This is a genomic window from Acidithiobacillus sp., assembly GCF_023255755.1.
Lineage (GTDB): Bacteria > Pseudomonadota > Gammaproteobacteria > Acidithiobacillales > Acidithiobacillaceae > Acidithiobacillus.
Window position 1 is genome coordinate 1 of sequence record NZ_JAGDVS010000105.1, and the last position, 2,396, is coordinate 2,396.

At 60.2% G+C, this 2,396-nt stretch carries 2 protein-coding genes; both read right to left on the reverse strand.

Annotated elements, in window-relative coordinates; genetic code table 11:
* Window positions 1-1,578: squalene--hopene cyclase (gene shc / locus Q0C48_RS07245; protein ID WP_291522946.1), on the reverse strand; the 1,578-nt coding region annotated here is incomplete at its 3' end.
* Window positions 1,575-2,396 (reverse strand): squalene/phytoene synthase family protein (locus tag Q0C48_RS07250; protein WP_291522948.1); only part of this gene is annotated, 822 nt, incomplete at its 5' end. The genes Q0C48_RS07250 and shc, both read right to left, overlap by 4 nt.

Here is a 2,396-nt window from a genome sequence, read left to right on the forward strand (position 1 = left end):
TTCCATAGCGGGTTGCAGGGAAGGATCATCCAACTCAGCCAGCGCCATGAGCACGGACCAGGTCCCGTAGACGTAATTGGTCCCCCAGCGCCCCAGCCAGGCCCCGGATGACTCTTGTTCACGCAACAGATAAGCCACGGCACGCCGCAAAATATCCCGGTCCCGTGGCCGCGCCAAATGCGCCAGAAAGGCCACCACGCGCCCGGTGACATCGGCCGTCGGCGGGTCTAGCAAGGCCTTGTGATCGGCAAAGGGGATTTCGTTGAGGTAATAGTGGGTATTATCCACGTCATAAGCCCCGAATCCGCCGTTTCTGGATTGCATACCGGCCAGCCAGTTCGCCGCCCTTTCGATACTGTCGCGATCTTCTGCACGCCCGGCCCGCGCCAGCGCCCAGCCCACCGCTGCCGTGTCATCCAGATCCGGATAATAAGGATTAGCGTATTGAAAGGCCCAACCGCCGCCCGCCAAATTGGGCCGCTGCTCCTGCCAGTCGCCGGGTTCGGCACCAATCTGCCGGTCCTTGAGCCATTGGATACCGCTTTGTACCGCCGGAGACACCTCGCCATCCTGCTCCAGCAGCGCATGGAGCGCGAGACAGGTGTCCCAGACGGGTGACACACAGGGCTGACAGTAAGCGTCGGTCGCCCGCTCCACCACCAATTTGCGCAGGGCTGCCCCCGTTTGCTGGCGATAGACATGGTCGGAGGGATAACCGAGCAACTCCAAAGCCTCATGGGCATTCACCATCGCCGGAAAAATACCATTCAGGCCATCCTCCCCGTTGATTCGCGCAGTAAACCACGCCTCCGCCTTCTTCAGGGCACGGCGCCGGATACTCCGGGGTATCCAATCCTCCATCAGCCGCCAAAATCGATCCAGCGACAGAAAAAGATGCGCCACAATCCCTTGCCGGGCATGGCTGAAATAGTCTGCAATCTGTTCCGGCGGCCGCCGGAACAGTTCGCGGATATGCACCTGCAAGGGATTTTTGGCCCGCGCCTTGAGGCTGCACAAAATAAACAGCGGCACCATCACCGTACGCGACCACGACGCCACTTTATAAATTTGAAAGGGAAACCAGCGCGGCAACAGCATGATTTCCACCGGAATAAAAGGCACGGCCCGCCACGGCACCTGGGCAAAAAGTGCCAGAGTAATGCGCGTGAACACGTTGGCGTGTTCCGCTCCGCCATGCGCCAGGATCGCCTCACGGGCGCGCCGCATATGCGGTAGCTCTGGGGCATCCCCGGCCAGTTTCAGTGCATAATAGGCCTTTACCGAAGCGCTCAGGTCAAAACGGCCTCCGTAATAGAGAGGCCAGCCGCCGTGATCCGCCTGTTTATTGCGCAGATAGACGGCCATCTTGGCCTCCAGAGAGGTATCGCGCTCGTCCATGTAGTGCTGCATCAGAATATATTCGGCGGGGATGGTGCAATCGGCTTCAAATTCGAAGCACCAGTGACCATCTTCCGCCTGCAGATTACTTAGCGCGATGCGCGCCTCAGCTATCACCCGATCCAGCGGCGAGCGAAAAATGCTCGCGCTGTAGCGCACGGGTTGCAGGATACGATTCATGGTCGCCCCGCAGCAGAAGACTGCGCCAGTGGTTTGACACCCACCCGAAAACTCAGTTGCAGGAGCGCGTCGGAGCGGTGCAGCAGGCGCGACAGGAATACCACCCGATGCACAATGCTCCGGCTGATTTTCACGTCGCTCCCAGAAGCAAAAGCAGGATTTTCGGAAATCCGCCGCAGGGTCAACACCGCCATGGCAATAGCCCAGAGACAAAAATCGCGCATCCCTGTCTGCTCGGCCGGAATCAGGAGCGTATAACGCAGCGCATCCTGCAAATGCCCGGCGGCAATACCCAGCAGTTCACGGAGGCCCGCCGCAAAAGCCGGATCATGGCTGCCGGGTTGCACCGCGGCAATATCGCAACCATGACGCTGGAACAGTGCGCGTGGCATCCAACTCACACCGCGCTGCCAGTCATCCCAGATGTCCTTGAGGATATTGGTCATCTGCAGACCCTGCCCAAAAGACACCGCAAGCCGCTGCATCTCCGCATCATGCGGCGCCAGTCGTGGCTCATACTCCACAAAAAGGCTGGTGAGCATTTCACCGACGACGCCCGCGACTACATAGCAGTAGCGGTCCATCGCCGTCATGTCCGCAAGCCCCTGCAAGGAAGCATGTTGCTGAAACTCCGCCATCCCCCTGCCCATGATCCGCACGCAGCGGGACAATGCAGCCCGCTGCGTGGGGTTAAAGCTGTGGGTGATGGCAACAACATCGGGGGCATGACGAATCAGATCGTGCTCAGCTTCGGGCATCGCTGCCGACAGGCATGCACCGAACGCCGCCGCGAAAGCGGCGGCGTCGCCCCCCCCCTC